This window comes from Acinetobacter larvae (genome assembly GCF_001704115.1).
Classification (GTDB): domain Bacteria; phylum Pseudomonadota; class Gammaproteobacteria; order Pseudomonadales; family Moraxellaceae; genus Acinetobacter; species Acinetobacter larvae.
This window is the reverse complement of sequence record NZ_CP016895.1, coordinates 503,044-528,699: the sequence shown is the minus strand read 5'-3', so window position 1 is coordinate 528,699 and position 25,656 is coordinate 503,044. Positions and strand designations below refer to the sequence as shown.

At 41.5% G+C, this 25,656-nt stretch carries 16 protein-coding genes and 2 tRNA genes; 8 read left to right on the top strand and 10 right to left on the bottom strand.

What is annotated here, in order from left to right; genetic code table 11:
* Positions 1-185 precede the first annotated feature (185 nt).
* The 4 genes from BFG52_RS02365 to BFG52_RS02350 all read right to left on the bottom strand — a co-directional run bounded on the left by BFG52_RS02365 (position 186) and on the right by BFG52_RS02350 (position 2,230).
* Positions 186-590: a hypothetical protein gene (locus BFG52_RS02365; protein ID WP_067552119.1), complete on the bottom strand. Its 405-nt coding sequence runs from the start codon at positions 588-590 to the stop codon at positions 186-188.
* Between the two features lie 8 nt (positions 591-598).
* Positions 599-1,453, bottom strand: coding sequence for a ParA family protein (locus BFG52_RS02360; RefSeq protein WP_067552117.1), 855 nt, complete (start codon positions 1,451-1,453; stop codon positions 599-601).
* Between the two features lie 61 nt (positions 1,454-1,514).
* The gene (locus BFG52_RS02355) at positions 1,515-1,907 is read right to left on the bottom strand and encodes a SirB2 family protein (RefSeq protein WP_067552114.1); all 393 of its coding nucleotides are present in this window, start codon (positions 1,905-1,907) and stop codon (positions 1,515-1,517) included.
* Positions 1,908-1,915: 8 nt separating this feature from the next.
* On the bottom strand, positions 1,916-2,230 hold the full coding sequence (locus tag BFG52_RS02350; RefSeq protein ID WP_067552110.1) for a BolA family protein: 315 nt from the start codon (positions 2,228-2,230) through the stop codon (positions 1,916-1,918).
* Between the two features lie 232 nt (positions 2,231-2,462).
* Between BFG52_RS02350 and BFG52_RS02345 the strand changes: the two genes are divergently transcribed.
* Positions 2,463-2,538, top strand: a tRNA-Gly gene (locus tag BFG52_RS02345).
* Positions 2,539-2,666: 128 nt separating this feature from the next.
* Here BFG52_RS02345 and BFG52_RS02340 read toward each other — a convergent pair.
* Complete coding sequence (locus BFG52_RS02340) at positions 2,667-4,709, bottom strand: TonB-dependent receptor domain-containing protein (protein ID WP_067552107.1); 2,043 nt, start codon at positions 4,707-4,709, stop codon at positions 2,667-2,669.
* Positions 4,710-5,133: 424 nt separating this feature from the next.
* On the opposite strand from BFG52_RS02340, the gene BFG52_RS02335 reads away from it, so the two are divergent.
* A complete protein-coding gene (locus BFG52_RS02335; protein WP_067552104.1) occupies positions 5,134-5,682 on the top strand; it encodes a YagU family protein in 549 nt (182 codons plus the stop codon).
* A gap of 505 nt (positions 5,683-6,187) precedes the next feature.
* Here BFG52_RS02335 and BFG52_RS02330 read toward each other — a convergent pair.
* Complete coding sequence (locus BFG52_RS02330) at positions 6,188-8,350, bottom strand: TonB-dependent receptor (protein WP_067552101.1); 2,163 nt, start codon at positions 8,348-8,350, stop codon at positions 6,188-6,190.
* A gap of 317 nt (positions 8,351-8,667) precedes the next feature.
* Between BFG52_RS02330 and BFG52_RS02325 the strand changes: the two genes are divergently transcribed.
* On the top strand, positions 8,668-9,417 hold the full coding sequence (locus BFG52_RS02325) for a thioesterase II family protein (RefSeq protein WP_081408597.1): 750 nt from the start codon (positions 8,668-8,670) through the stop codon (positions 9,415-9,417).
* 86 nt (positions 9,418-9,503) lie between these two features.
* Positions 9,504-10,259 (top strand): 4'-phosphopantetheinyl transferase family protein, encoded by a 756-nt coding sequence (locus tag BFG52_RS02320; protein WP_067552095.1) that lies wholly within the window; start codon positions 9,504-9,506, stop codon positions 10,257-10,259.
* Positions 10,260-10,372: 113 nt separating this feature from the next.
* Here the strand turns inward: BFG52_RS02320 and BFG52_RS02315 are convergent, their stop codons facing one another.
* The 3 genes from BFG52_RS02315 to BFG52_RS02305 are packed head-to-tail and all read right to left on the bottom strand — an operon-like array spanning position 10,373 to position 19,589.
* The gene (locus BFG52_RS02315; RefSeq protein ID WP_067552092.1) at positions 10,373-13,669 is read right to left on the bottom strand and encodes a condensation domain-containing protein; all 3,297 of its coding nucleotides are present in this window, start codon (positions 13,667-13,669) and stop codon (positions 10,373-10,375) included.
* Complete coding sequence (locus BFG52_RS02310) at positions 13,666-17,034, bottom strand: non-ribosomal peptide synthetase (protein WP_067552089.1); 3,369 nt, start codon at positions 17,032-17,034, stop codon at positions 13,666-13,668. Before BFG52_RS02310 ends, BFG52_RS02315 begins: the two co-directional genes overlap by 4 nt.
* Positions 17,031-19,589, bottom strand: coding sequence for a phosphopantetheine-binding protein (locus BFG52_RS02305; RefSeq protein ID WP_169817558.1), 2,559 nt, complete (start codon positions 19,587-19,589; stop codon positions 17,031-17,033). The genes BFG52_RS02310 and BFG52_RS02305 overlap by 4 nt, the downstream gene beginning before the upstream one ends.
* 961 nt (positions 19,590-20,550) lie before the next feature.
* Here BFG52_RS02305 and BFG52_RS02300 point away from each other — a divergent pair.
* Together BFG52_RS02300 and BFG52_RS02295 are read left to right on the top strand one after the other, a co-directional pair.
* Positions 20,551-21,477, top strand: a complete 927-nt coding sequence (locus BFG52_RS02300; protein ID WP_067552083.1) for a helix-turn-helix transcriptional regulator — start codon at positions 20,551-20,553, stop codon at positions 21,475-21,477.
* 297 nt (positions 21,478-21,774) lie between these two features.
* Positions 21,775-21,850: transfer RNA gene (locus BFG52_RS02295), tRNA-Gly, on the top strand.
* A 252-nt stretch (positions 21,851-22,102) separates the two neighbouring features.
* On the opposite strand, the gene BFG52_RS02290 is transcribed toward BFG52_RS02295, so the two are convergent.
* The gene (locus BFG52_RS02290) at positions 22,103-22,861 is read right to left on the bottom strand and encodes a hypothetical protein (RefSeq protein ID WP_157758061.1); all 759 of its coding nucleotides are present in this window, start codon (positions 22,859-22,861) and stop codon (positions 22,103-22,105) included.
* 270 nt (positions 22,862-23,131) lie between these two features.
* Between BFG52_RS02290 and BFG52_RS02285 the strand changes: the two genes are divergently transcribed.
* Positions 23,132-24,043, top strand: a complete 912-nt coding sequence (locus tag BFG52_RS02285) for a LysR family transcriptional regulator (protein WP_067552077.1) — start codon at positions 23,132-23,134, stop codon at positions 24,041-24,043.
* Positions 24,044-24,423: 380 nt separating this feature from the next.
* Positions 24,424-25,656, top strand: coding sequence for an NRAMP family divalent metal transporter (locus tag BFG52_RS02280; protein ID WP_067552075.1), 1,233 nt, complete (start codon positions 24,424-24,426; stop codon positions 25,654-25,656).

Sequence of the window (25,656 nt, the reverse complement as noted above, 5' to 3'; positions counted from 1 at the left end):
GCTCAGCTCAATATAACAGTTGACGGTAAAAGAATAGTCGCCATTCAACTAAGCAAAAGATAAACCGAGCAAAAGATAAACTGGGCAGAAACAATCGAGCAAAAAACAACTGAGTAAAAGTTCAAAAAGCGAATATTTTTAAAAGCCTTGCTGCTATTGCAAGGCTATACCATGCAGCAGCTCAATTATTTTGCTTTTGCCGTGGAACGTTTCGGAACATAGGCACAATTTTTAAATTGCGCGGCTTGGCTAATAGCATCTTGCTGACCATAGAGACGTGATAATTCAGTCTTTTTGCTATTAGACGACTGCCCCATACTGACTGACACAGATGGACCAATCCCCCAGCCCCAGCCACCACTGCCCCAACCTCCGCTTAAACCAACGCCGACACCAACACCCTTACTTTTTGGTGTCTGTACACCACCATCGATATATTGTTGAATACGCGTAAATTCACTGCTTAACTGTGAACAATCATAATTTTGATATTGGCTGGGTGATACATAAGTCGGTTTCACCGCATTACTAGCACAGCCAGTCACCAATACAACGCTACAAATAACAAGAATACTTTGTTTTAATTTCATAATGAGTCTCACGGGGTAAATGATGCTGCTGGCTGTTCTATTTCTTGCCACAGTGCTTGAAAGGCTTGGGTAAGCTTATGCTCTTTGGCAAAATGAATCAGCGGTGCATTCTGTTGATGAGATTGTTTCATAATCACCGATGACGCTAGCTTTTGCGTCAATACCGGTAGACCTTGTGCAGATAATTCAGCAACCACTTCACGCGGTAACTTTGCCTGTGGCTGATACTGATTGACAATAATCCCTTCGATTTCTAAATCTTGATTATGATCATCTTGGGTTTCTAAAATATTTTCAATTAAACTATGTAAAGCACGTTGTGAAAAAACATCACAATCAAAAGGAATTAATACCCGATCTGCTGCGATTAAGGCAGATAAAGTAAAGAAGTTAAAGGCTGGCGGTGTATCAATATAAATACGCTGATAATCATTTGCCAGCGCTTGGATTGCATCACGCAGTTTATATATCTTATGCTTGGATTCCAATGCATGCGCCAGCTCACCTAAAATCGGACTCGCAGGCAATACCTCTAAATCCGGATACGCGGACTGATGAACATAAGCCAATAAACCTTTGCTACGACTTTTTAAAATAGAGCCTAACGCGTTACCCAATAATCCCTTGGACTGTTGATTCCCCAAAACCTCATCAAAAAAATCTTTAATATTCGGTTCCAATGCCGGCTTCTGCGCAGTATAAGTTGCATCATCACCTAAAATATATTGACTGGCATTGGCTTGTGGGTCCAAATCAATCAACAAGGTTTTTAGCCCCTGCGCAGCACTAATGGCTGCCAAATTGACAGTGATGCTTGATTTTCCCACACCACCTTTTTGATTAAAAATAACGCGTGTCAGCATGCTCTTCCTCTTTATTTTAATTCGTTATAGATCACTACACGATCATGACAGCAATATCTGCTTATGCAAAGACTGGCTTAATAACAACCAAGGCAATAATGGCACAAAATGCGACCGCCCCCAATGTTACCCCAGCACGGCGTTGCGCCAAGAGAATAGAGTCACCGGCTCGATAAGCCTTAATCTGTGTAGACAACAACACCAAAAATAAAATGATTTTGGCATAAAACCAAGGCTGAACTTGAAATTGCTTCATCACCAATAAGATGACGCCTGTCAGAATGATCAAGGTATAACCCAAATGCTGTAAGCCAATCACCCATTTGGGTGAAGAAAAGCTAGCTTGCCGGGTTTGTGCGCCAACAAAAAGCGGCAAAGCACGTATAACAAAGACCAACAACGCCAAAGTTACCGCACTCATATGAATGATTTTAGTCAACAAATGTGTATCCATAGCCTTTTCTATCCCGTACTTTTAGGTGCGTGCGCACATTGTGGGCTATCTGGCGCCTGACCTTGCCATTCCTCTGGCGTATAGGCATGAATCGCCAAGGCATGGATTTTTGCCGGTGCGACCAAATCTGCAGCAGCGGCATAAATCATTTGATGGCGTTGTACCAAACGTAACCCAGCAAACTTATCACTGACCAAAACAACTTTAAAATGTGATTCCTTTCCAGGGAAATAGCCACCATGTCCAGCAGATTCATTGATCACTTGTAAATGTTGCGCTTGTAGTGGCTGTAAGGCTGCGATCAGCTGTTGCTCAATCTGCATCGTTCGCTCCTCAATTGGCTAAAAATAATCTGAGTATAACGATTATTGACCCAGAACCCTATGTAAGATCGATATATTTCATCAAGTCACACCGCATATCGATGCTCAGATCGAGCTTGTGATGACAGATTGAATGGTTTTTTACTAGTAATGCTTTTATTTTATCCAAACAGCAAAACAATTCTAAAAAAATAGTTGACCTAATTGCTGAATAAGGTAATATACGCGGCATGCGGGAATAGCTCAGTTGGTAGAGCATAACCTTGCCAAGGTTGGGGTCGGGAGTTCGAGTCTCCTTTCCCGCTCCAGATTCAAGAAAAGCCTCAAGTGAAAACTTGAGGCTTTTTTATTTTATATATCGTAATAAATACTCAGATCATTAAAAGATTTATCTATAGCCATGCCAAACATGTGCTATAGATAAATCCCCAATTCATTAAAATTTAAAATTTACCCCAACGCTATAACGTCGCCCATCTAGAATATAGCTATAACCATCATCTGTGGTTACTTCTTTATTGGCAAGGTTATAAACCCCAGCAGTGAATTTTAAATTGTCGCTATATTTATAAACCGCACCTAGATCAATAAAAGTATAGGCTGGATCTTTCTCATCTGCATTACTACTACCACCGGCGGTTTTACCACGATAGTTGACTTGAGACCACAACAATACTTGATCTGTTACATCCCAATCCAATCCAGCATTAAACATATGCTTTGGAATATCATTTAATGGATTGCCTTTATTGGCACCAGATTTTTGCTCACTATCGGTATAGGTATATGACTGTCTATATTTGAGGTGATCTAAAACTTGATAATCGGTAGTTAGTTCGATCCCTTTGATTTCAGCTTTATCAATATTAATGACATTCTTCCAACCGTTGGCATTATAAGGAAGGTATGGGTTTTTCACGTAAAAATCACTTCCTTCAATTTTACTACCATCGAGTACAGCCGAACTACTGATCTTATCTTTAAAGTCCGTACGGAATGCCGTTAAACTTCCCTCCAAGCCGAGCTCTGGATCGGAATAAGCCAAGCCCAACTCATAGTTTAAACTGGTTTCAGGCTCAAGATCAGGATTACCAATTGAACCACCACCTCTAGAGACAGAGCCAAAATCAGGTGCACCTTGACGTAGCGTTGGTGCTTTATACCCTGCCGTGATTCCCCCTTTTAAATTCAGACCATCCATTAATTTGTATACGGCATAGGCCTTAGGACTAAATTGCCCACCAAAGTCTTCATTATCATCATAACGACCACTTAGGGTTAAAGCCAAATCATGGCTAATATCCCACGTATCTTCAGCAAATAATGACCATTGATAACGGTCAAGCGTTGAAATATCGCCTCCCGCCAAACCATTGGTCGCACCATCTTTCAGCTCTTCTTTTTTATAATTGACACCAACCGTTAACGCGTGTTTATCAAAGAAGTATGAGCCTTGGCTATTGGCGGTGATGGTTTGATTTTCGATGCCATACCCCTTACTCCCCACACGAGATGGGTTTTTATCTTTATCATATTGAATATAAGACTCGATCAATAAACGGTCTTTTTTATATTGATGGGTCAAACTGTAGTTATATTTTTCAAGTTCTGAGCTAGATGGCTCAGTGGTATCAGCAACACTTTTACCTGGTGATGTATTTCGTTCTTGATTTCTATAGTCATACCCAAACTTAAAAGTATTCAGGTCATCTGGCGTATAAACAAACTTAGTGCTCAGCGTTTTTCTTTTAAATTCTGGATCACTCCCCGACTTGGTCGCGCCACCACCGTTATAATCACTTTCATCTTGGTTTAAAAAGCCTGCGGCCAATTGGAAAGATAATAATTTGCTGACCAGCGGTGCATTTAAATACAGATTGGTATGGGTACTGTCGTTATTGACCTTATTGGATGAGTCGGCTTTAATATATTCAAAATTCACACTCGTCGTTAATTGATCAGCATGTTTTTTGGTAATAATATTAATCACCCCACCCATTGCATCTGAACCATATAATGCAGAGGCTGGACCACGAATTACTTCTATACGCTCAATCGCTTCCATCGGTGGTAAAAAGTTAATCGGTGCACCGCCATAACTCCCATTCGGGCTAAAAGCATCATTGCCCTGCATCGGTTTACCATCGATTAAATACAAGGTATAAGATGAACTCATACCGCGAATCATCACCGACTGATTACTACCACCACCGGTCACATAAACCCCAGGAACATTCTTTAAGGCATCGGTAATGTCGGTATAAGATTTTTTCTCGAGTTCTTCAGCAGTAATCACCGAAATTGAAGCCGCAGCATCAGCGATATTCTGTTCATAACCCGTCGCTGTAATCACGATCGTTTCGAGTTTTTTTATATTTTCGTCAGCTTGCTCCTGCGCAGCAAAAATCGCTGTACTTCCCCCAGCAAGCGCCAACAAAATAGACGCCGATAGCGAATTTTTAATCAAGTTTAACTTCATGATATATCCATAATAACAGTTGCATTTAAACGAGCGTTTTCATTAGCTATGCCAGTTGAAATCACAAAGTAGCTCAAAAAAATTATTTTTAATTGCTTATCCCTGCAAAGAAGCCTTTTAAACCGTCGTGTTCTGCAGATTTATTGTACAAAAATTGAATCTTTTTACTGTGATTAATCAATTTTTTAAATACAGTAAACACTAAGACGCTTCATTGTGGTCAAAACTTATGACTAAAAAATGCTGTGTAGTTTGGGCTCCTCATCCTGTACGGCAAGCTCTATCAAAAATGACCGACTTATTTTTAAGACTTATTTTTACAACTTAACCTTAACACTTGATTTTAAATTGATTATTTATATTTAAATCACTTTTATAAATCAAAACAACAAACATTAACGGTTCAAAACGCTTGGAGTTTTCTATGCTAAAAAACGCAATCAATCTCAAAATTCTATTTTGGGCGACTCTTGTTGCAGGCGCGATCAGTTCTTTGGTGAAATGGGGCAGCGAAGTCAACTTCCCGCCACGTACTGCACAAGACATTTCCCCGCCGGCAGCACATATAGAGCAATGGTTTGGCTCATTTGGCTTTCATGCACATTCTTGGGATTATCTCTATCAAGGCATTAATGTATCGGGCGTGGTCACTACATATCACTGGTTATTTAGTTTTGCCTTTGCCTTTGTTTATATTTTTATTTCAGCTTTTTATCCCCAAATTCGCACGTGGTATGGTGCCCTGTACGGTATTTTAATCACCGTTATTATGCATGGTCTGCTCATCCCGTTATTGGGCTTTCGCCCTTTGGCCTATGCCGATGGTCAAACCGGATGGTTATGGAACTTAAATGCTTATGAGCTATTTAGTGAGGTTTTTGGACATTTATTTTGGGCATTTTCTATTGAAATTTGCTTAATCGCAATCTTGGCTATTTTTCTACGTCCAATTCATGGAAAATGGACAAGGTAAATAGATAGCAGCTATTGGGCAATCAAGTCTAGCGTCGCAAAATAAGCTTCTCAAAACCAGTTGCTCGACCAAAGCGTAAATCTGTAGATCTTAAACTGCTGCATAATCAACTACCGACTTTGCGTTATCTCAAAGCCGGTAGCGCAATACAACAATCAATCCCACGTGGTCCAGCATCTTTCAGCTGTCTATTATTTACCGCCAACAACTCGACCAATAACAGTCGCCTCACACACGCAATGAAGTTCTGCTGGTTACTTTGCCGCTTGCACATCAAGAACACAGTATAGACAGCATCTTAATACTCGACCTGATTTGACTATGCTCTTTTTAACGGACCTCTTTTAAACTGAACTCTTTTTAACTAAGCTCTTTTTAACTAAGCTCCTTTAAATTGGGCTCTTTTAAACTAAGCTCTATTTCACTCACTTCGATTGAACCAAGCCCTTTTTAATGAGGCTCTATTTAACCAAGCGCAACTTCATCAAATATGAGACAAATGCTTTTAAAAATCTATTTGCACAGCGAGTTTATAGCTACGTGGCGTACCACTCACCGAGCTAAAACCATTCCAAACACCTGCCCAATGCTTTTTATCAAAAAGATTATCGACGCCTCCTCTTAATGTTACGGCATGTTTTGCAATCATCGTTGTATAACGCGCACTCATATCAACTTCGCTCCATGATGGTATTTTCTGCTGGTTGGCATCATCGGCATACATTGTGCCGGTATAAACCGTATTCGCCCCAAGCGTTAAACCATTTAGATAGGGCACATCCCACTCTAAGCCCAGATTAGATTGCCAATGTGGAATACCCATTGCATCATTACCATCATATGCACCAGCAGCAGTTTTACGCTGTACCGCATCTAGATATGCAACCCCGCCCAATAAACGGACATGCTCAAGCACTTCACCAGCCGTGGTCCATTCCACACCACGGTTACGTTGTTTGCCATCATCACGGTATCGATTACTGCTTAAATCTTTAATGAGGCTGGGTCGTATAATTTGATAGAAACTCAAGGTATTTCTAAATGTGCCAATATCCCATTTACTGCCGATCTCATATTGTTTAGATTTATAGGGCGCAAAAACTTCATTATAGTTACTGGCAGTGGTATCGGAGACACGAGCGCCTTCTGATAAGCCCTCAATATAATTAACATAAAAAGAAAGCTGTTCACCCCAAGGTTTCATTACAATGCCAAGTGCTGGGGTCACAGCAGTCTCATCATATCGATTACGATTAGCCGCAAAATTATCTGATTGCACCCGTTGATAACGCAGCCCCAAAATCAATTGATATTGATCTTCCCGCAAGGACAAGGTATCTGCCAATGCTAAACTCGATAATGTCGTTTCAGAGCTTTTCGGTACTGAACTGGGACGAGCCGCAATTTGTCCTGCAACAGGACGATAAATATTAGAATCCCAAGGTGCGCTGGCATTCATCGCACTATAACTTTCTTGCTCAATCATATTACCGCTGAAGACCCATTGATGCTGTACCGCACCATATTTAAATTTACCGCGTATACCCGTTTCAGCAGCAAGCACATTGGTATCATTCGCCGTCATGCGTGACATGGCTTTATAATCTCCGTTCGGTTGTGCATTCATGCCTAAAGAGTTATTGGCAATTGCACCATAACCTTTCTGTCTTTTACTACCTGCAGTGAAATAAGCCGTCCAAGCAGGCAAAAACTCATATTGCACATTTGCAATAATCCCTTGCGTTTCCGTATGTGCATAATTGCCAGGCTGTGTATTAATACTAGAATCTGGGGCTTTCGGCAGATTGGATGATGCAAAGCTCAGCATCAAAGGTAAACCACCATCGACTTTTTCATGGATATCGTATATATCCAGACTGGCATTTAAACGATCTCCCTTATAATCCAAAGCAATTGCCCCCAAACGGCGATCTTGATCTTGACCATCGATGATTAAATCACCCTGCGATTTTAAGGCATTGACCCGTATTCCAAATTGTTGCTGCTCACCAAAACGTCGTCCAATATCGACATGTAAACCAATATGGCGATCTGAAGCATAACTGGTCGTTAAACGGGTCATATCCTCGCGGGTCGCACGCTTTGGGACGACATTAATCACGCCACCCACCGCACCACCTAAAGACATACCATTTAATAAAGCACTGCTGCCACGAAATACTTCGACACGCTCTAAAAACTCAGTGGGCATGCGATTATGCGGTACTAAACCAAATAATCCATTCCAAGCCAATTCATGACTCTGGGTATAAAAACCTCGAATATTAAAATATTCACCAAGACCATTGGCAGAAAATAAAGTCCGTACCGAAGGCTCGCTTTTTAAAGCCGCCGCAACAGATGTCGCTTGTTGATTTTCGATATATGCAGCGCTATAACCTGTCACGCTAAAAGGAATATCTAATGTGTCCTTTTCACCTAACATGCCCGCTTGGTTTGTTTGAGTAATCTGCCCCTGAGCCAGTTTATCCGCAGCATCTGCCGTTAATATTATCGCGGGTAACTGTGGTGCTGGTGTAACATCAGCGCTTGGATCAGCAGGATCATGCGCAATATTCTGTACGGCAAATACATGCATGCCCTGTAGAAAAAATACAGCAATACATGCCGAAATTATGCTCTTTTTAATGTGCAATCCACTGCTCATTTCTCGCCCTATAATGAAATTAAAATACAAAGTAGCTGCATATTATCAAGAATCATTCTCAAGCAATAAAATTATCAGCAATATGTTTATATAATAAGGAAAGCACTTGTTTTATATATAAAAAAATAGATAAAACCTCAATAAAAGCTATAATATTGATTGACAGCGTAGATATTTTTATATTAATAATTAATTAGTTATATTTAACTTAAGCAATAAAATATGTAGTAGCTCACAATACTACAAATAGACTTCGATCAATTCAAATAGAAAATAGGATTGAAGTACCCAATAACTGAAAAGATGAAGATAAACGCATGGAAATAACTCCTGTTACCAACACAAAAAGCAGTTTAATGTTTTGTTTACCCTCCGCGGGTGGCAGTGCGTCTATGTATCGAAACTGGCAACATCATCCAGCAGCAACACCGTTCGAGATTATCCCCTTAGAATATCCCGGACATGGTTTAAAGATCACACAGCAATTGATTTATCATCCAGAACACTTGGCTGAACATTTATGTCAAGAAATTTTAAATTATGCGATTGCTGATGATTTTATACTGTTCGGACACAGTGTCGGCGCATCCTTATTATGGAGAATCGAAGCCAAATTACGCCATGAGCCGATCTATCAAAAACTACGTTTACTGGTTATAAGTAGCCGCCCTGCGCCCTATTATCTCAAGCAGATGCAGAAATATACCGACCTAGATGATCAGCAATTACTGAGAGTGCTGCAACACTATAATCACTTTCCTGATGAAATACGCAGCAATCCCAGTGCTCTGGCATTTTTTCTTAAAATCATACGCAATGACCTTCACCTCAGCGATGCAATGCTAAATGACGAAATCAGCATTAGTTCAAAAGCTGTGATGAGCGTTTATGGTCAACAAGATCCGTTTATTCCACAGCCTGCGATGATGCAAGACTGGCAAGCGTATTCAACACAATGGCGGCAATGTCATATACTCACAGGGGATCATTTTTATTTTCTAGAACCCGATAACCTAAACCAGCTGTTGTCTGTTATTACTGAGCAGCTACAACAAATCACCTCTTAAAGCTGACATATTTTCCAAAATATATTTTTTTCATACTCGCTACTGATCTATTTCCTTGACTCACTCTATTTATATATACAACAGCAATGACAAAACAACCGATCTATTTCGAACCCGCACAATATAAACAAATCAATGACCAAGGCATTATTCTGCACTATGTAGCCCTGCAGCATAATGAAAATATTGCGCTCCATAAGCTTTATCAGAATTTGAATATTAATATGCCGAATAACATTCAAAAATCGGCGACTAAACGCCAATGTGAATTTTTAATTGGTCGTATAGCAGCAAAATATAGCTTAAGTCATTTAAATTACCGACAGGATTTCACCATTTATAAAGGCAAAGGGGGTGAACCTTTATGGCCAGAACATATTATTGGTAGTATTAGTCATGCCATGTACAACAGCACATCTGGTGTTGCAATTGCCTATACCACAAGAGATAAGCGAAAAATTGTTGGGCTTGATATCGAAATCAAAAACCATAATGGCGTATTCCTCAGCAATAAACTCACCTTGAATCAGTTTTTAAATAAACTAGAAATAAAATATGTAAAAGATTTTATTACACAAGAATCTCATATTTATCTTCTACTGTTCTCTGCCAAAGAAAGCCTGATCAAAGCCATTTATCAGCGTTACTTATTCTTCGTTCGTTTTAGAGATATTCAATGCTTACATATCAATCTACAGTATAACTTTATACTTTTTGATATCGCCTGCCTTGAGCGGCAAGAGAAATTTATGGTCAACTTTATTCATCTAGAACAAGAAATCATCACCTACTGCATCGATGATGACACAGTAGCTGAAACAGCTGCAGCGCAGTTGATTTAAAAGAACAAGTTGATGTGCTTTTATGAACGCGGTTTTATTGATGCGGTTTTATTGCTGTATTGACAGTCATGTTGCTGCACTGTCGAGCGTATATTCTACGAACACAATGCGGTCTATTGCATCAACTGACGACGAATATCAGCTAAATTCATCTGCTTTCCAGCCGCAATTGCAACCAAACAATGTAAAACGCGTTGAACCACGGCTTGAATATGTGCAATCTGTGCTGTGCTATACCGGTAAATCCGATAGTTCAGCACGACGCTTAGCGGCTGTTGCGCAAACCCTGACGCTTCATATACTGCAAAATGCAGACCATATTCCGCCAAGTCTCGATCGGGCTCAAGCAAAGAAAATTTGATCTGATGTCCATCATCACATTGAAAATCCCCCGTTAAAGCATTTTTGGCATGTAACTGAATATAAATTTCATATGGACTATCTTGCGAAACTTCATCATCGGCACGTACCAATCTTTCCACCATAGCTACGGGCACATCGGCATAGTGGCTGGCTTCCAGAATATTGTGCTGCACCAACTGCACCAAATCTTGTAGCGTGTTGCATTGACTAAAATCGGTATGATGCATCACGACATTGCTAAAATATCCTAGCGTATCCTGATAATCGACATCATTCCGACCAGCAACAGAGGTGGCGGTGAGTACCCGTTGCCCAGCACCCAACACATGACAAGCCAATACAATTGCTGCATACATTACATAAAAAATCGAAGACTGATATTGTTTGGCTAAACCATACAATGCCGCATTTTCTTGCTCATCCAGATCAAATGCTATTGCAGCGCCCGCGCTACTTTCTGCCAAATGCGGGTGCTGCTGTAAATATGCCGTCCCCAATAGCGGCGGGCTTTTTTTAAGTTTGCCGAGTTTATCCGACCAATACTGCATCTGGGTTTGCAACGCAGCATTGTGCTGCGCCACGGCATATTGATGAAATTGTCGTGGTGTATTGTTCCACTGCACAACGCGCCCTGCTCGCCTTGCCTGATATGCTTGCATCAATTCCTTGATAAAAATCGCGCTAGACCAACCATCCATGGCGATGTGATAAAACAACAACGATACAATATGCCGCTGCTGTTCATCATGCATAAAACGAACCCGTATAGGAAACTGTTCTGTCAGTACAAAAGAATGCTTGGCTTCTTGCCTTAAGATCTGCTTCGCTGATGCTGACTGTGCTGGTATTGAATAGAAAAACCATGGATAATCATCTATTTGCTGCATAGCAATCACGGTCTGATCATATTTAATCTCGCCATCTTGCACACTGGTTGTTTGCACAAACAGACTGCGCAGTGCATGGTGTCTTTGTAACAGGTCACGGCAGGCGAGATAAAATGCCTGTTCATCCAAATCCTCACTAAACGCCAAGGCATAGGGAATGTTATACATCGGATTACGACCATGGTCTGAAACACGCATCAGTTCCTGTTGTAGTCGGCTTAAGGGTGCAACGATACGCGCTTCAACTTGCAGCTGAGCGGGTTGTGGTTGCGTTACTGTCGGCACAATGGGCCGTACATAGTGTGCCAGCGCGGCTGCAGTCGGTGCTTTAAAGAAATCTGCAATATCGATATACATCTGTTGGTCACGCTGTAATTGACCAATGACCCGTGTTGCCAAAATCGAATGCCCACCAAAATCAAAAAAATTGTCTTCAACCGTTAATGATGCTTGCTCAAGTATATTTTTGAAGGCTTGTAAAATCAGCGCACTGTATTGCTGTTGCTTGATTGTCTGATCAGAAAATTTAGCCTCAGGACCATCTGACACAGCAGTAGGCTGCGGATGCACGACGACATCTAGATCAGATGCTGCACCAATGCTTGGCGCAACACCGTGCGTAGCGGCTGTGTCTATCTGTAGTGTCTGCGGTGATGTCTGTGGTGGTGTCTGCTGTGGCGACGAACACCACGGTGCACAAGATACCGCTGCACGCAGAAAATCTTGCTGTAAAAAGATCGCAAAACGTTCCAATAACAGCGCGCCTATACTAGGCGTCAAGCGCTCTGATGTGGTGAGTTCTAGCTGAATCTGCTCATGCGGCTGTAACTGAAATGCCAAACTCACATCATAGTCCGCAGCAATCGGTGGAATAGACAAAGCCTGAGCGTGAATCCCCTCTAAATGTAAAAACTGCGCAGCATCGACAAACTGTGTCACTAAAATATTTGGTAAAGTCGTGCGTGGGCTATGGGTCGCCGAGAGGATATGTTCAATGGCAACATTATGTGCCATGCCTTGTAAAATTTGATTACGCATCTGCATCATACGACTGAGCATGCTGCAATTGGCATCATCTTGTTGTTGTAAATGGATGGGTAAAAGATTAGAACGAGATTCAATCTGTGATAATTCAACCACGCCATACTGTGTGACCACGGGCAACATGAGATCAACGCGATCAACAGCCAAAATCCGGCACAGATAATCGGCAAATAAACCCACCATACAATGGAGCAAGGATGCTTGCGCCGCCTGACTTAAGGCTTGAATTCCCTGCGCTGCAATATGAGTCTCAAAACGTTTAACCCCACTGACTGCCGAATACTCTGCGCGATAGCCCTGCGTATGCACCAAAGACGGGGTGCTGTTTGGTGCTGCCAAGAAATAATCAGGCCAAGCTAGCGCCCGAAAACCATGGGGAAAATGCTCACGCCAATAATGCAACTGTTGTTGCTGATCGCGCTTAGGCAATACTGGCGCTGGATTAACTGCCAATGCGCTTGGACTTTGCTGGTAGCTTAGATTTTGCTGATAGCTTGGACTTTGCTGATAAAAGTGACTTAAATGACACAAAATACTTTGCCAAGCGCTGTCATCCAATAAAATATGATGTCCCACCATACCAAGTATCGCGGTCTGGGCATCTAAACGAAATAGATAAAACTGCAAGGCGGCTTCCTGCGCCAAATCAATAGGTCGTTGTATCCGCTCAAGTAAATACTGAATCGCAGCTTGAACATCACCAACAGACTGCAACACCAGCTGTTGATCAGCATCAGGCTCGTGATGCTTGCTCAATCGCCCCTGATCATCCATACAATAACGCCAATTTAAATTGGAATCTGCCTGATATAACTGAGCTATAGCGGCAAGCAAACGTTGATATTGCAATGTACCCGTGAGCTGTAATGCATGCAGCAATGTCCCAGACGCCGCCAAGGGATTTTGTTGATGCAGCATCCAAGCACGTTGTTCTACAAAAGTCAGGCTGTCTCCTGCGGTATTATCGGATTGATCTGGGACTGATATTTTACTTGTGGGCAGAAGGTCTTGGACACTTTGGTCTTGGTCTTGGTCTTGGTCTTGGTCTTGGTCTTGAATAGCATTTTCAAACAAGCGAAACAATGCTTCACTCATGATGTGCTGTTTAGAATTCATAGGGCTCTCTCTGCACAATGTAGTGGGTGTTGCATACGGATGTGCTCAATCAATTCAGCAAGGGTTTTACACGCCAATAATTTTTTAAAATCAATAACCAAACCATCTGCTGTACGCAGCATCGTGGTCAATTGAAAAAGCTTTTGTGGGTTTAACCCCATGCTGATCATGTCACTATGCAAAGACAGAGCATGGCTTGGCGTTGGTATCAGCTGTTGTATATAGTGCAATATTTGCTGCTCAAGTTGTTGATCTTCCGACTGTACAGCGGCTTGTGCGGTCCATGTTGTTGTGGCTTGATAGCCTTGTTGCACACTTTGCTGCGCCAATTGTCGAATCGCTTTACGATCTAACTTCGCATTCTGGCTCAGAGGAAAATCTGCTACAGCCAGCCAACGCGTCGGGATATGTGAATCTGGCAAAGACTGTTGTAAAAACTTTTTAAACATCGCGGGTGCAGTCGCCTCTGTCTGATGCGTCGCCTCTGCTTGATGCATTGTGGCAGGCGTTTGTCTGCGATATACAGCCATCAACTCCTGTTCTTCATAGCGTGGATTAACCACCGTACACACCACACATTCTAAAATTTCTGGATGTTGCAGCAGCGCTGTTTCTACATCTAACGCCGCGATACGCACGCCGCGCACTTTTAAATAGCCCTCTTCTCGCCCAGCGAAAATAATTGAGCCATCCTCCCGCCAATACCCTTTATCACTCATGCGAAAAGCACGTTTTTTTTGCCCATCGGGCAGGGTCAAATAGACAAAGTCTTTTTGATTCAGTTGACCATCCAACAAATAACCATTGGCCAAATTCAGCCCAGTCATATACAACTGCCCCACCACACCTGTCGGACAAGGCATGCCATAAGCATCTAAAATATAAAACTGATTATGGCTAAGCGCTTGACCATAAGGAATTACACTACGATCACTTGGCTGAATCTCATGCCAGATACTCCAGATCGTGGTTTCTGTTGGCGCACCGAGTGACATCATGGTGACATCGGGTAGGTGTTGCCGATAAGCCTGCACCATGGTCGCTTTGATATAATCTCCCCCTTGGCAAATCAACCTTAAGCTTTTTAATTGCTGCGGCTGTGCTACACTCAGCAACATCTCAGCCATAGCTGGCACCGTACACCAAATACTAACTTGATGCTGCGCAATCAGCTCTGCCCACGCCACGGCATTTTTCTGTTGCTGTTGCTGTGGAATCACCAGACTTGCTCCAACCGATAATGGCGCCATAATGTCAAAGATGGACATGTCATGATGAAACGGCGTTGCTGCAAAATGGACGTCATCTTGTTGCAGATTCCAACGTGCTATGCTTTGTTGCAAGACGTTGGCTGTGGCCAGATGATTGAGCACAACACATTTGGGATTGCCTGTGCTCCCAGAGGTATAAAGATAATAAGCAGGAGAGCCATCAAATCGATACCCACAGGGATGCTGCTGACGGTCATCTTCGACAATAGACGACCAAGAGAACCTAGAGAATACAAGGGGCGTAGAGGATGTAGGAGACTTAGCAGCGCCAGCCGATGTTGTTGACCTAAAAATCTGTGCACTGTTTAAATAGGCAATCTGCAACTGTGTATGTTCAACATCAGTCTCGGGTGCAATGATCCAGCTCACCGCACTATTTTTGAGCATATAATCTCGTCGTGCAGGCGGCGCAGCAAGATCTATCGACAACCATACAATGCCTTTCAGTGCGCAGGCCAATAGGCTATAGATAAATTCTGGACTTTTAGCAATACAAATAGCCACGACGTCGTGTTGACAGACACCCGCTGCATCTAAAGCCTGAGCCATACGACGCACCTGCTGTGCCAGTTGCGGATAACTGATTTGCTGTCCAGCATAGATCAGAGCCGTTGTATGCAGCGGCTTTAAATATAGATGCTGTTCAATCTTTGCCAGATAATTTTCAATCTGCACTATTGGCTCAGATGGCTCAACACCCAGTTCAAGCGCATCAACTCTTTCGTCTTTATTTGCTTGTTTCCCGTTTGCTTGTTTCTTGTCTTCCTGTTTCTTATTTTCCGCCTTTATTTTCTTTAACTCATTCCCAGCTGTTCTAGTATAGGCACCAGCATCTAGACGCTGTGATAGATGACCAAGGTCTAACAAGGTCGAGATGCGTTGTGCCAAAGCCTGCAACATCTGCTCAACCATGTGGTCAGACAGCGCTTCCACCACATAGTCCATTTCAATACATAAATCATCCTCGGCAGACCGACTTAAGCGGATATCCAGTGCCAACTGCGGTGTCTGGGTTTGACCCGTCACATAATGCAGTGTTGTTGATCGCGGCAGCTTCTTCCAAGTCAAGCCATTGGTTAGGGCGATAGGGAGTACCAGACTTTGCTGAGTTTTTTGCATCAGATACTTCGCAATCTCAAGCCCCGAAAATGAACGGTGTGCCATGGCATTTAAAATATCGTGCTGGGTCTTATAAGCTGCATCTAACACATCTTGTGTCGGGTCAAACTGATAGTTCAATACAATAAAGGATGAATCGTTGCCCACCGCACCATCTAAGGTCGCTGTTGAAGTCGGCAGTGACAGTAGAAGCCGGCGTTCGGTATTCCAAGCTGACAATACGTCTAAAATCAGACTGCTCAATAAACAACTCGGCAAAACCTTATGTTCTACCGCCATGTGCGATAACTGCTGCCAATGCGACTGGGCAATACTATAAACCTGTCGCCGATAATGCGGCGTGCTGATTTTATCTAGCGCAGTGAGCCACGGTAATGCAGGAATATCATTCACCTGTGCCAGATACTGCTGCCAAAACTGACGATCCGACACAGAAGCTTGGACATCTTCACAATGAGGTGCTAGCGTTGCCGGACTGGCGGTAATACTTTGCAAGTCCTGATAGAGCAAGGCATCAAGCAAAACAGAAATGGCATAGCCATCCACGATCAAACCATCAAAACTACTAAAAATAACCAGTGCATGTGCTGCATCTGCTGGCAATTGCACGACAGCAATTTGCCAAGGTGGAATGTCCAAGGCATGGCGATAATGACAAAACTGTTGTTCTATCTGCGTCAATTGCTGCATGGCTACTGTGCATGGCAGAGTTGATAGATCAATGATTTGCAAATGATCAGTAATCTCAATGTATGGCAAAACCCGTTGTTCTAAACGCAACTCATCAATTAAGGTACGTAAAGCAGCATACTTCTGCACCAAGGCCTGCAACCGTATGCCTAAAGCCGCTAGATCAACCCAACCATGAAAAACCCGAAAATCATGCATCGATGATTGACCGAGAGGAAAGAGCCCTGATTTTCCCAATAAATAAGCGTTTTGCATTGCGCTCAGTGGTCTAGTGATAGCATTCATGAGGCATGCTCCAACATTGAGCAAAAGATTTTTGCAATATGTTCAGCGCGTTGCGGGAGCTTTTCTTCAATATGAGCAGCAAACCGCTGTACAGTGCGCAACTGAAAGACATCAATTATGTTAATTTGACAATTTTTAAAATATTGATTGAGTGCTGCAACAAAATGTATTGCCAACAAAGAGTCCCCACCTTGATCAAAAAAATCAAAATTCAGGTCAGGTTTATTCACAGGCTGCCCCAATACATGCGCCATAAGCAAAAATACTGCATGTTGTACCGGGCTCATGCGAACAGCTTGTTGTGCCAATTGTTCTAAAGCCAGATGGCTGCTACACCATGCCGTCAAATCAATCTGCTGTAGTTCTGCAACAGAAACTTGATCTGGCTCAAGCACATAACTTCGAGTCGGCCACAAAGAGGTAGCAAAGCGCTGACGATAAGCTTCCTGCAAATACGCCAAGCTCAATTGTGCCGTTGCATCACAGCAGAACAAGGCGACACAATGCTGTTGCCCCGCCAAGCTCAGCTGCCCCACCCGTGCCGCACGCACCCCTGCGATATTTTCCAGTGCAGATTGGAGCAACTGTGCATCAACCCAATAACCATTTTTTTGCCACAAACTGCTCGGCTCAAAATAAATATGCAGTGTAGATTGATCATCAAAATAAGCTTGATAGCCTGTATCGACCCAAGTCCGAGTACTCAAATCAAGTTGAGATTGATCGATAGAATCTGTCTGTGTCACCTCCAGAGATGCTGCCCCATGCTGTTGTAGCGCTGCTATAGACTTGACATATAAGCGACCAATTACCCAATCTGGGCAATCCATCAAAGCCCCCTGACAGACCCGAAATTGTTGTGTAGTAGCAGTGTTTGGCATCTTTTCTGCCCATAACTGCAATAGCGCTGGGCTTTGTTGCGCGCGCGCCATCATTTGTGTGCTATCTAAACGAAATGACCAAGCTTGTTCTAACATGGCAACGCCATCACGCAACAGTTTTTGAATGCTGGCAATATAATGGTCAAACATGGCGGCAGCCACTTTGGGTAAAAAAGCTTGCCGACGAATATCCCAATTTACCACCAAGCCCTGATTGTAATAGGCAACCTGTGCATCGAGATCGACTTTAGGACCTTGAGAGATACACCAAATCGGCTGCCCCAAAGACTGCTGTACAGACGTTGAGAAAAGTTCACCAATATCCAGCATTGAACTAAAAACAATCGGTGCGCTTTCTTGTTGTTGATGATGTTTGGACAAATCTCGTAGTACATCAATGCCCGTATAAGCATCATGTTGCGCGAGTATTTGCCTTGTCTGTGCCAAAGTCTGAATCGCCTCAGCCAAACTTGCCGATTGACTAAAATCCACACGCAAGAGATCAAATTGTGAGAAATCGCCAACCACCCTTGCACCGCTAACACCGCCATCAAAGTGCTTAAAGCGCGGTAAATTCAAACGAAATGGCTGGCAACCCGACCAAAATGCTATGGTCTTAGCAAATAAAGTCAGCAACACTGTCTCGACATCAAGTTGCTGTGCCGTACACAATTGTTGTAACTTGACGCGATCTGCTGGATCAAACTGATGGACCAAACGATCAAATTGCCTAGCATCATGGCGTAGACCATCGACCAGATACGGTAAACGGGGCACCGCTGTGATCTCATGCAAATGTTCTCGCCACCATTGCTGATCTTGAGAGACTGCTTGTAAAAATTCAGGCTGCTGCTGTTGCTGAAGATAATCAAAATACAATACCCGTCCAGCAGCTTGATCTACAGATGCCACATCGCCTGTGGGCATCGGATCTAAATCTTCGATTTGCTGTTGCTGACGGTATAACATAGCCAAATCTTCTAGCACAATCCTTAGGCTAGGTGGATCAATCGCAGTCATATCACTATCAATATGTAGCACATACTGTTGTTCAGGCAATAAGCTGAGTTGCAATTCAAAGACTTGAGCTGCTGCAACAGCCAATTGTTGGTGACTCAAACGTTGCCGCTTCTTTGACAACAAAACACAGCTCTGCGCTGTACTCTGATCGCGCCAATCTTCGACCTGCAATGTCGACTGCTGTATCGATGGGATGTGCTGTTGCGCATTGGCGATAGCAACATTGAGCATGGGATGGCGTTGCCGTAGCAACTGGTAGGCACGTTGCAATTGTGCGACATCGATATGTTGTCCTTTCAGTTCGAGATATAAATGTGCTGCAATCCCTTCACTTTGACGCCCAGCCCAAGAAGCATACTGCATCGCCGATAAAGGCACTGTCTCAGATGGGCATGTCCAAGTCGCTATCACCGTAGACGCGGTATCTGTTTGATCTATCTGATCTGTTTGCAAAGCCGTTTGAATTAAAGCTTGCCAATCTTGCAAGGTCGGCGACATCGCAAAATCGACATATTGCAGCGGTTTTTTATATTTTTTCTCAAATACATCAACAATCTGCATAATTGCCAAAGAATCTAAACCATGAGCAATTAAATTATCATCGGCCTCGATCTGCTCGATATCGACCGCCAATACAGCCTCGAGTTGTTTCATTATTTCTTGCTGTAAATGCATGGTTATACTGCCTTTTTAAACTTATTTTCGGGATTACAATATGACTGCGTCACGACGATTCTGTTCTCACAACCCATCATCACAACCTTTTCTGCAACGGAATTTTTTTCAATGCAGATGATTTAGTAGCTCTTCTACTCTAGATAACTCAAGCACCCAATAAGCAAATACACTATTAAGATTTACTTCATTATGAATTTTATACTCTGATGCTTTGCTAGATTTTTCAGTAGGTGCAGCGCGCCACAAACTAGCCCTTGCTATAGGGCACACAAAACCATAAGCATCATGCTTTTTTGAAATCAATAATGTGCTAAAGCAAATGGATTTAAGCTTTCTTTAGATCACAAGCCATGATTGGAGAACGCATATTTTTTAGCAATAGCAGATTAAAATGCGTAGGATGATACAGAGATAGACTGGGCAACAGCACTGGAATAGCCAAAGCAGAATGCACGCCTCAACACCAATAATGCAGGACGATGCGATGAGAATAAATCACTGTCTTTGCTAAAAAAATAGGGAGTTTTTTCACTGCATTAAGACCCTTTGCTACGGCAAAGTACAACATCATAAACACCCTCGCTCCAGTCTGGATTAAATCGCATATTATTGATTTCGATCGCTATAGATGCTATTGAGAATAATTTAGATTTACCAGAATGGATCGGGAATTTTTAAAATAACTTAGGGAATATATTTGATTTTTAAGATTTAATAATTAGCAATATGGTATATAGAAAACTGCCCAGCTTATTAAAATTTGCGCTATTCACAGCAATAATTGAGCATCAGCTTTCGACAAGTGCTCTGCATTAAGTAGTCTATTTTCAATCTATTATGTTTATTATATTTTATATTTTCTTAACAATATGTATTGACATCTCAACGGGTTTTCATAAGAATTAAATATCATTTATATTCAAAAAGAAGCAAAAAAATGCCAATATATATTGATTTGCATCAAGCAATGCTTAAACAAGTCGGGGATGTTTTTTTAGATACACAGTCACAACTTCCAAACCATTATCTCAATCGGCTTAATCCGGCTCAGGGGAATGGCTATCGTGAACGCTATGACTTTGGTAAATTATGTGTGGGTAAAGGTAAATATTGGCTACATCACCCTTTGACAATCAAGACTAAAGTCAGTACCCATATTTTTGGTATCACGATTTTATTATCAGGCACACATTATATTAAAAACCACCAAAGCAATATTAAATACGAAATACGCTCTCCAATGATCATTTTACGTAAAGGTAATCTCGGCGTACAAACCATCTACCTACCAGCCAACAAGAATATGTCACTCATTAGTTTAGACTTCAATGAGTCTCTCTTACCCGTGATTGGGTCGACCTTTGAGCAACATGAGCTCGCAACTTTTTTCCTCAATACCAGCATGCCTGCTATAAAGACTATTCATATTCCCAATAAAGATGTTTTACATCAAGCACACTATTTACTAAATGCTCCACCAGCACAAAGTTCTATCAATTTACTGCATTTAGAAGGTGCGGCTTTAGAATTACTGAGTTTAATTTTGCATAAAAATACCCAGATCGACCAAATCCCTGCACTGATTCAAGAAACGATTAATATTTTAGAAAACCAATTTGAAAATAAGATCACCATTCGCCATTTATCAAAAATGGTCGGTACCAATGAATGCGACTTAAAACGATTATTTAAAGAACACACGGGCAAAACCATCGGTGAGTTTTTACTGAGTATTCGAATGCGACACGCACAAATATTATTAAAAGAGGGTATCTCTGTAGAAAATACAGCCAATCGTATTGGCTATAGCAGTTCACAATATTTTAAACAAATTTTTGAACGTTACTTTGGCTATAGTTTTTAACCTGTCATGTTAAGCCCATAATCTCCCCACCCACTCATTTCCCTTGCTATGCATGCCAGCACCATCGCCAGCACTTATCTTAATTCAAGTCTTAATTAAAGTTCATCACCTCTACGCTCAAATAAAATAAAATGTCATCTATAAACGCCATTTTAAATATAAAAAATGAAGTATATGAACAAGATATATGCAATTTTGATCTTTTTTACTAAAAAGTGATTTTATTTTACGCAATCAATCATTTGTCCTCAAAAAAAATCTTGACCGAATAATTTCATGCTGTATTATAGGCGGCATGCGGGAATAGCTCAGTTGGTAGAGCATAACCTTGCCAAGGTTGGGGTCGGGAGTTCGAGTCTCCTTTCCCGCTCCAGATTCAAGAAAATCCTCCATCGAAAGATGGGGGATTTTTTTATGCTGAATTATAACAATGCTATTTTATTTAGAACGGGACAAATACTAAAATAAAAACAAATAACGCTAGATACAGTAAAAATCCCTCATCAACTTATCGGCTGCACGACTAGGATTGGGATATGAATCCACATCATAACAGCCGACTAGAATAATCAAAAAATTGCAACAGCGGTTTAGCATTCAATGATGATCATCATCACCAATACACCTAATCACACTCATATTTTAAGCTGCCATTAAATATTTTTGTTTCAATGGCTGTATTCAGCGCATCAACCTTATCTGATCGTGACGCGATATTCGAGGGTAAATAATCGACTGCACAATTATTCCAAGCATCCGTTAAATTTTTCTTTGCATAAAATAATGGATTTTGAGAGGTATATTCACGCTTAAAGTTATTTTCAAATAGATTGGCAGAATACTGCTCACCTTCTTTTAAATACCTAGCTATTTTTGCCTTCTCAGCATCATGCCAGCTTTGTATAATCTTTTTAGCATCTGATTGATTGAGTTGTTTAGCAATTGCCAAACATTTGTCACCATACTGTGTGGTCAGTAAGCGGGTGGGATCTTGCGTGCTGTGTACAATTCTAAGGTTAATATCATAACTCAGATCAAGATCACCTAAATACATCGTTCTTAACTGCTGTACTTCAGGTAAATTCACTAATTTTTTTTGCTGTAAGGCACGCTTTTCTTGTTCATACTCTTGCTTCATCATCTGACTGACTTTTGCCAAGTTAAGCTTTTCCCAATTTGTCGGCGGTAGAATAATCGCACCACTGTCCCGAATAAATCTCATGGTATTTAAGACTTCATCCGTCTTAAATTTATTGGTGTCAAACTTTCCCTCTACATCACACATAGCATCATCAAATTTGATGGTTTTTTGCTGTGCAAAACTATTCATTGCAGCCATACACATGACAATGACCATGCCTGTCTTTATAAACTTATCCATCATCTAAATAATCTTTTAAAATAATAAAATGTATATTAGTGACATATTTAAAATTTGTGAAGTTTTTCGTCCTGACTGCGGAAAGTTTTAGCAAGCGCTATGCGCCACACCAAACACCGTCAAAATGAAAAATGAAAAATGAAAAATGAAAAATGAAAAATGAAAAATGAAAAACAGAGATTATTCTTAAATTAAATCATAGCAATTGATCATTTATATAAGTTCAATAAATCCAGTATGATGCAAACTTAGCATAGCGTTTCAGGATGAACCGTGAATTTAAAAAATTTAGAAGCCTTTTATTGGGTGGTTAGTTTAAATAGTTTTAATAAAGCCGCTATTAAATTACAAACCACCCAGCCTGCCATTTCTCAGAAAATTACCGCTCTAGAAAAAAGCTTGGGCTTTAATACGCTTGACCGGAGTAGTCGCCAACTGAAACCCACACACAAAGGTATGACTTTATTTCGCTATGCCGAAAAGTTTATGCGACTGGAAACGGACTTAATCGCAGAACTGGCAGAAGACCATTATTTAACGGCGACAATTCGTTTGGGTGTTTCTGAAACCATCGTTTATACATGGCTGGTTGAATATATCGAAGCTGTACAGCTGGCTTTTCCCAAAGTTTCGGTGGAAATTGTGGTTGATCTTACCCCCAATTTACAAGAAAGTGTCCGCACAGGTCATTTAGATATGGCTTTTTTGCTGGGTCCAACCTTAGCCTTTGAATGTATTGAGCAGCCCTTATGTGATTTTGAATTAAGCTTCTTAGCCTCGCCCTTATTGCAAGGGACTATCGGACAAATGTCTTTAAGCAACCTTATGTCACATACGATTTTAACCTACCCTAAAACAACTTATCCCTATAAAGAACTTAAAATAAAAATAAAGCAGCAAGCTATTGATGAGCCGTGCTCCATTACCAGTTATTCGTTGGCGACATTATTACGCTTGGCGGTACAAGGTTTAGGTATTGCTGTCGTACCAACTTTAACGGCATTAAAAGAAATTCAGCAGGGTCAGTTAGAAATTATTAATACCCCTGTGCAACTACAAAAATTTGATTTCACCGCAATTTATGTGCAAGGTCGCGATACCGTGCTAAAAGAAAAACTCACCACGCTCGCGATCTCTGTCTCACAGCATGCCATGCAAGCATTGCTTGCAAAAATTCCCAAATAACTTAAACCCTCAAAGATGAGAGCAACGCAGGAGAAAGATATGCTTTATAAGATTTAAAACAATATCAATTACCTAGCCTATGATAACCAGGACTTATCAGCATCGATAAGGATTGATTATCTCCAACAAACACAACCCAATAAAACATTAAAACTCAACAAGTTAATAAAAATATCGCGTTATTGTACGATGCCTTGCACTATGGTCTTATTAAAAATAGGCAATAAGGATTCAAAGCCATCATCAATGCAATGATTGCAACGAGCAAAGAAAGACTCTTTATTACTGGACAAGGTCAAACAAAATTCATCGATGATGATGCATTTGGTCTTATTAAAAAAATCGCGTTATGAAGCTCAAACGGATGAGGAACGCAGCCGATGTCTTTACTTAAATCTTCTTTTTTATCAGACCGCCAATGGGCGATTGTCGCATCAATTTTTATGATGGCGACCTCTGCGATGGGGCCTGGTTTTTTAACCCAAACTGCTGTATTTACCGTCAAACTCGGTGCAGCCTTTGGTTTTGCTATTTTAATTTCTATTTTGATTGATTATGTGGTTCAACAAAATATATGGCGTGTCGTGACCTTAACGCAAATGCGTTCATCCGATATTGCCAATAAAGCCTTACCTGGAAGTGGCTATCTGTTAGCCTTTCTGGTGATTTTAGGTGGTTTTTTCTTTAGTATCGGCAACATTGCTGGTGCTGCCTTAGGTTTAAATGCCTTGTTTGGTTTAGATACCAAATGGGGAGGCATTTTAAGTGGCGCGCTCGCCATTTTGATTTTCGCCTCACGTAAAGCTACCTTGGCGATGGATAAGAGCATGATCGTTCTGGGATTACTTAAAATTATCCTGATCATCATTGTTGCGGCTATCGTCATGCCCCCGATGGGAGAAGCAATACATCAAACCTTTGCCCCAGAACAAATTGATTTTGCCATTATTACCACCATTGTCGGTGGCACAGTGGGCGGTTATATCTGCTATGCCGGTGCTCATCGCTTGTTGGATAAAGGCGCTGTAGGTCCTGAAAATATTGATGAAGTAGCCAAAGCTGCGACCAAAGGCATTGTCGTGGTTGGTATTATGCGTTATGTGCTCTTTCTCGCATTTTTAGGGGTCGTTGTGAGTGGTGCAAATATTGATTTGGCCAGCCATGATGCCAACCCAGCCGCACAAGCGTTTCAATATGCTGCGGGTGTGTTTGGCTATAAATTATTTGGTTTGATTTTCTGGGCTGCCGGCATCAGCAGCACCATCGGTGCTGCCTATACGTCTGTCACATTCTTTAGTGCCTTCAAGAAAAATATTACGGCAAAACAAAGTAATTACGTCACCATCAGCTTTATTGCCCTCGCCTTACTGATTTATGTAATTCTGGGTGCAACACCTGCCGGTTTATTGATTTTTGTAGGTGGGTTCAACGGCTTAGTATTACCCATTGGTCTCACTATTTTTGTCTATGTCGCTGCTTGTCGTAAGGATATGATGAACAATTATAACTACCCGAAATGGCTCATTGTACTGGGTGCAGCAACCTGTTTATTGACATGGTGGATGGGTTATATGTCTTTCTCAGCGATCTTTAATTATTTGACCAAGCTTTAA

Bases quoted from the DNA above. Each gene is read 5' to 3' on its own strand.
- BFG52_RS02330 (WP_067552101.1), bottom strand. From the start codon at position 8,350: ATGAGCAGTGGATTGCACATTAAAAAGAGCATAATTTCGGCATGTATT.
- BFG52_RS02340 (WP_067552107.1), bottom strand. From the start codon at position 4,709: ATGAAGTTAAACTTGATTAAAAATTCGCTATCGGCGTCTATTTTGTTG.
- BFG52_RS02335 (WP_067552104.1), top strand. From the start codon at position 5,134: ATGCTAAAAAACGCAATCAATCTCAAAATTCTATTTTGGGCGACTCTT.
- BFG52_RS02305 (WP_169817558.1), bottom strand. From the start codon at position 19,589: ATGAAACAACTCGAGGCTGTATTGGCGGTCGATATCGAGCAGATCGAG.
- BFG52_RS02320 (WP_067552095.1), top strand. From the start codon at position 9,504: ATGACAAAACAACCGATCTATTTCGAACCCGCACAATATAAACAAATC.
- BFG52_RS02310 (WP_067552089.1), bottom strand. From the start codon at position 17,034: ATGAATGCTATCACTAGACCACTGAGCGCAATGCAAAACGCTTATTTA.
- BFG52_RS02360 (WP_067552117.1), bottom strand. From the start codon at position 1,453: ATGCTGACACGCGTTATTTTTAATCAAAAAGGTGGTGTGGGAAAATCA.
- BFG52_RS02290 (WP_157758061.1), bottom strand. From the start codon at position 22,861: ATGATGGATAAGTTTATAAAGACAGGCATGGTCATTGTCATGTGTATG.
- BFG52_RS02300 (WP_067552083.1), top strand. From the start codon at position 20,551: ATGCCAATATATATTGATTTGCATCAAGCAATGCTTAAACAAGTCGGG.
- BFG52_RS02355 (WP_067552114.1), bottom strand. From the start codon at position 1,907: ATGGATACACATTTGTTGACTAAAATCATTCATATGAGTGCGGTAACT.
- BFG52_RS02365 (WP_067552119.1), bottom strand. From the start codon at position 590: ATGAAATTAAAACAAAGTATTCTTGTTATTTGTAGCGTTGTATTGGTG.
- BFG52_RS02280 (WP_067552075.1), top strand. From the start codon at position 24,424: ATGTCTTTACTTAAATCTTCTTTTTTATCAGACCGCCAATGGGCGATT.
- BFG52_RS02350 (WP_067552110.1), bottom strand. From the start codon at position 2,230: ATGCAGATTGAGCAACAGCTGATCGCAGCCTTACAGCCACTACAAGCG.
- BFG52_RS02315 (WP_067552092.1), bottom strand. From the start codon at position 13,669: ATGAATTCTAAACAGCACATCATGAGTGAAGCATTGTTTCGCTTGTTT.
- BFG52_RS02325 (WP_081408597.1), top strand. From the start codon at position 8,668: ATGGAAATAACTCCTGTTACCAACACAAAAAGCAGTTTAATGTTTTGT.